Genomic DNA, 5,667 nt, shown 5'->3' with positions numbered 1-5,667 from the left:
CACTGGATCTGGGTGAACACGGTCCCGATCGTCTGGTGACCAGAACGACAAGAGCCGTGTAACGAGAGATTGTTACGCACGGTTCTGTGGGAGCCCCGGGCTGAGATGCCCGGGGCGACCCGACCGGCTGCCCCCTGGTAGGAGCAGCAGCACGGTGCGTACGCGGCCGCCGCGCCGTAGCGGCCTCCCTCGTTGCGGTCACCGCCGTCATCACATAGTAGTTGATCACTGACGGACAGTGACATCGAGGGAGCTGGCGTATGAGCGGCACCAACGGGACAGACACGGCGGTCGCGGTGATCGGTGTGGGCTGCCGACTGCCGGGCGGCATCACCGACATGAACGGCCTCTGGCAAGCCCTCGAACAGGGCTGCGACCTGGTCGGGCAGGTGCCGCCCGACCGCTTCGACGCCGACCGCTTCGTCGACGAGCACACCCCCCGCCCCGGCAAGAGCTACACGCGGGCGGGAGGGTTCCTCGGCGACGTCGCCGGTTTCGACCCCGCCTACTTCAAGATCTCCCCCAAGGAGGCGGCCGCCATGGACCCCCAGCAGCGCCTGCTGCTGGAGATGACGGCCGAGGCGCTCGACGACGCGGGCGTGGACCCGGCGGCGCTCGCGGGCAGTGACACCGCCGTGTTCGTCGGAATCTCCGACACCTCCTACGGCTTCCAGCAGATGCTGGAGCAGCGGGACGTCACCGCCTACACCATGGCGGGCGCCACGCTGTCGATCGCGGCCAACCGCATCTCCCACACCTTCGACCTGCACGGCCCCAGCATGGCCGTGGACACCGCCTGCTCCTCCTCCCTGCTGGCGGTCGAGCGCGCCTACCGGACGCTGCTGGCGGGCACCAGCCGGCTGGCACTGGCCGGCGGCGTTAACGTGCTCGTCTCCCCGGGCGGCTTCACCGGGTTCAGCCAGGCGCAGATGCTCTCCCCCACGGGCCGGTGCGCCGCCTTCTCCGCCCAGGCCGACGGGTTCGTACGGGCCGAGGGCGGCGGCGTGGTGCTGTTGAAGCGGCTGACCGACGCGCTGGCGGACGGCGACCGCGTCCACGGCGTCATCGTCGGCGCCGGCACCAACAACGACGGCCGCACCATGGGGCTGGCGCTGCCCAGCGCCGAGGCGCAGGAGACGCTGCTGCGCCAGGTATACGGGGCGGGCGGGCTCGACCCGGACGACCTGGTGTACGTGGAGGCGCACGGCACCGGAACCCAGGCCGGGGACCCGGCCGAATGCGAGGCGCTCGGCCGGGCGCTCGGCCGCCTGCGCGCGCGGGGGCCGCTGCCCATCGGGTCGGTCAAGTCGAATTTCGGCCATCTGGAGCCGGCGTCGGGCATGCCGGGCCTGTTCAAGGCGCTGCTGGTGCTGCGGCACGGCAGGATTCCGGCCTCCCTGCACGCCGAGGAGCCGAATCCGCGTATCGACTTCGCCGGACTCAACCTGTCGGTGGCCACGCAGGCCCGCGAGGTGAACGCGCCCGGCGGCGGGCGGGCGCTGGCGGGGGTGAACTCCTTCGGTTTCGGCGGCAGCAACGTGCACGTCACGCTCGCCGCACCGCCGGCCCTGCCTTCCCGCGGGCCCTCTGAGAGGACCGCGCGGGCGCTGCCGGTGATGGTGTCGGCCCGGAACGAGACGGCGCTGCGGCAGGCGATCGAACGCACCGCCCACCATCTGACCCGCCTGGGCGACGACGAGCAGGCCTGGTACGACTGCGCCTACACCTCCACCCGCCGCCGGGGCGGCCACCCCCGCCGGGCGGTGGCCCTGGCGGACTCGCCCGCGCGGGCCGCCCGCGCCCTGCTGGGGCTGCTCCCCGACCAGCCGGGAGACCCCGGCCAGGCGGGAAACCGTGACCAGGCACCCGCCCCCGGCCAGGCGCAGGGCGTCGAGCACGCGCCGACCGGGGCGGCGACGGCGGATGCGGCCGAGCACGGCCGGGTGGTGTTCGTCTTCTCCGGCAACGGCTCGCAGTGGGCCGGCATGGGCGCCGACCTCCTGGCCGGCGACGAGACCTTCCGTACGGCGGTGCAGGAGGCCGACGCCGCGCTGCGGCCGTACCTGGGCTGGTCGGTGCTGCGGGAGATGCGGCAGCCGCCCGCGCAGTGGCGGCTGTCGGCGACGGAGGTCGCCCAGCCCATGTTGTTCGCCGTGCAGGCCGGGCTGCTGGCCGTGCTGCGCGCGGCCGGCGTCCACTCGCAGGCCGTGCTGGGGCACAGCGTGGGGGAAGTCGCGGCCGCCTACGCCGCCGGCGCGTTGTCGCTGGAGCAGGCCGCGCGCGTGATCGCGGCGCGCGGCGCCGCTCAGGCCGCCACGATGGGCACGGGCCGCATGGCCGCCGTCGGGCTGCCGGAGGAGCGCGCCCGCGCCCTGCTCGACCGCTGCCCGGACGTGGAGATCGCCGCGGTCAACACCGACCGCGACGTCACGCTCGCCGGACCTGAGGGGCGGCTCAAGCAGCTCGGCGCGGAGCTGGAGGCCGACGGCGTGTTCGTCCGCCATCTCGACCTCGACTACCCCTTCCACAGCGCCGCCATGGACGCCGTCCGCGAACCGCTGCTGCGCTCCCTCGACGGGCTGGACCCCGGTCCCGCCGCGGTCACGCTGCTGTCCACCGTGACCGGCGGCGAGCTGGACGGGACCGAGCTGACGGCCGGCTACTGGTGGCGCAACGTCCGCGAGCCCGTGCGCTTCGCCGACGCCGTCGACGGCGCGCTGGCCGGCGGCCACGACGTCTTCGTCGAAGTGGGGCCGCATCCGGTGCTGCGCTCCTACCTGCGCCGCGTCACCGGGCAGGCCCGCCGGCGCGCCTGCGTGGTGCCGACCCTCCGCCGCGAGCAGGCAACCTCCGCGGCGGCCGTCACCGCCGAGATCATCGCCTCCGGCGCCCGCCTCGACTGGGACGTCTACTTCCCCCGCCCCGGCCGGGTGGCGTCCCTGCCCTCCTACCCGTGGCAGCGCGAGCGGTACTGGATCGGCGGCCCCGACACGTGGATGCACTCCAGCGGCACCGGAGCGCTGCAGCACCCCCTCCTCGGCGAGCGCCTGCCGGCCCCGCACCCCACCTGGCACGGCCCGGTCGAACGCACGCTGGCGCCATGGCTGGTCGACCACCGCGCCGGAGGCGTGCCCGTCCTGCCCGTCACCGGATACGTCGAGATGGCGTTGTCGGCCGCCCGGCTGGCCATGCCGGACACCGGCCAGGCCCTGGAGGTCGACCGGGCGGCCGTCACCCGCGCGCTGGTGATCCCCGAGTCGGCCGAAGCCCGGCCCCTGTACACGCAGACGTCGTTGTCGCCGGAGACCGGCGCGGTGGTCGTCTCCAGCACCGACGACCTGGCGCTGCCGCCGCAGGAGCACTTCCGGGCCCGCGTACGGCCACTGATGCGGCCCTGCCCGCCGCCGCTCGACCTGGCCGCGCTGCGCGCCCGCATCCCCGCCGCCGCCGACGCCGACGTGGACGCCTTCTACCGCGACACCGCCCGCGGTGGGATGGCCTACGGCCCCGCCTTCCGGGTCCTGACCTGGCTGCGGCCGGGCCAGGGCGAGGCGCTGGCCGCCTACCACGTGCCCGCCCAGGCCGAAGGCCGCTATCACGTGCACCCGGTGCTGCTGGACAGCGCGTTGCAGGCGGGCGTGGCCTGGATGGTGGAGGCCATGCTGCAGGGCAACGCCTTCATGCCCTCGGCCATCGGCGCGGTGCGCGTGTGGCGCGCCCCGGCCGCCGAAGGAATCCTGTACGTGCGCGAACGCGCCCGCGGCGACGACGAGGTGCGCTGGGACATCCTGGTGGCCGACCCCGACGGCACGGTCACCGTCGAGGTGCAGGGCTGCCGGCTGCGCCGCACCCAGCTCAGCACGGTCCTGCCGCTGGAACACTTCCGCACCGAACTGCGCGCCCTGCCGCACGACGGCACGCCTGGCGCCCCATGGCCGCTGGCCGGCCCCGCGGAGCTCACCGACGCGGTCGCCGATCGGCTCGCCGAGCTGCGTACGGCCTGGCGGGCCCTGGACCACGCCGGATTCGCCGACCGCGCGGAGGCGTCGTTCGCCGCCGCCCTGGCCGCCGCCCTGCAGGAGATCGTCAACCCGGCCGGCCGCGAACTCGGCGAACTCGGCACGGACGACCTGGCGCGGGCCGGCGTGGCGGGGCGCGGCACGGCGATGGTGCAGCACGCCCTGCCGCTCCTGGAACGCCACGGCCTGGCCCGGCGCACGGGCCCGGACCGCTTCCACCTGACCGGGCAGCCCTCCGCCGGGCCGGACGCCGCGTTCTTCGGGCAGGCGACGCCCTTCGCCGCCGAACAGGCCCTGACCGCGCTGTGCGTACGCCACCTGACCCCCCTCCTGCGCGGCGCGTACGACCCCGCCGAGTTGCTGCAGCCCGGCGGCGGCGCCGAACTGCTGGAGCAGGTGCACGACATCGCGCCCCTGTGCCTGCACGGCAACCGGCTCATCCGCGCCGTAGCCCAGGAGATCGCCGCACGCTGGCCGGCCGGCCGGCCGCTGCGCGTCCTGGAGGTGGGCGCGGGAAGCGCCGGCACGGCGGCCATGCTGCTGCCGGTCCTGCCCGCCGACCGCACCCGCTACCTGGTCACCGACGTCGACGAAGTCGTCCTGGCGCGGGCGCAACGGCGGCTGGCCGGATCCGACATCGTCGACTTCCACCGCTTCGACCTCGACGCCGACCCCGACGGGCAGGGCCTGCCGCCGGGCTCGTTCGACCTGGTGATCGCCGCCCACACCCTGCACCTGTCCGCCGACCTCGCCGCCACGCTCGCCCGCCTGTCGCGGCTCCTGGCGCCCGGCGGGCACCTGCTGGCGGTCGAACCCCACCGGCCGCCCGTCGCGGCCTACGCCGGGATGCTGCCCGGCTACTGGGGCCACGCCGACCGGGACCTGCGGCCGCACTCGCCGCTGGTCGAGGCGGAACGCTGGCCGCAGGTGCTGGCCCAGGCGGGATACCACGAGGTCGCGCACCTGGCCGACGACGAACCCGGCCGCGCCTCCTGCTCGCTCCTGCTGGCCGCCGCCTCCGGCACGGCCCTCACCCCGCAGCGGCCCCCGCTCGACGACGCGCAGACGTGGATCGTCGTCGCCGGCCGCACGGACCCGGGCGACGGTCCTCGGGAGCCGGCGCTGGCCGACGCGCTGACCCACCTGATCGCCGGGCAGGGCCGCGCCGAACGCGCCGGCGCCACAGAGGACGCCGCGCGGTTGCTGGCCCGCGTTCCGCAGGACGCCACCGCCGTCACCTTCGTCCTCGTCGTGGAAGACCCGCCCGGCCGGAACGACGCCGAGCCGCCCGAGACCGTCGTCGAGGAGGTCACCGGCCACATCGCGACCCTGCGCGCCGTCGCGCAGGCCTGCGCCCAGCTGCCGCCGTCCACCACCGCGACGCTGTGGCTGGTCACCGACGAGTGCGCGGCCCTGCCCGGTCCCGGCGGCGCCACCACGCCGGTGGCCTCGGCCGTGTGGGGCGCGACCCGCACCCTGGCCAACGAACAGCCCCGCCTGCAGATCCGGCGCGTGTCGGTGCACCGCGGCGGAGACGCCACCGGCGACGCCGAACGAGTCCTGGACGAGCTGGCCCGCCCCGGGCAGGAGGACGAGATCGTCCTGACCGGGCAGGGACGCTTCGCCGCCCGCACCCGCCGCGCCGCCG

General features: G+C 75.5%; 1 protein-coding gene. It reads left to right on the top strand.

All coding sequences use genetic code 11. The annotated features are described in order from the left end of the window. Nucleotides 1-260: 260 nt before the first annotated feature. Nucleotides 261-5,667 (top strand): type I polyketide synthase (locus GUY59_RS45785; RefSeq protein ID WP_161715085.1); only part of this gene is annotated, 5,407 nt, incomplete at its 3' end.

Origin of the sequence: Nonomuraea sp. K271, from assembly GCF_009908215.1 — a bacterium.
In the GTDB taxonomy this organism is placed as follows: domain Bacteria; phylum Actinomycetota; class Actinomycetes; order Streptosporangiales; family Streptosporangiaceae; genus Nonomuraea; species Nonomuraea longispora.
The sequence above is the reverse complement of the archived record's forward strand: the minus strand, read 5'-3'. Positions and strand labels throughout refer to the sequence as shown.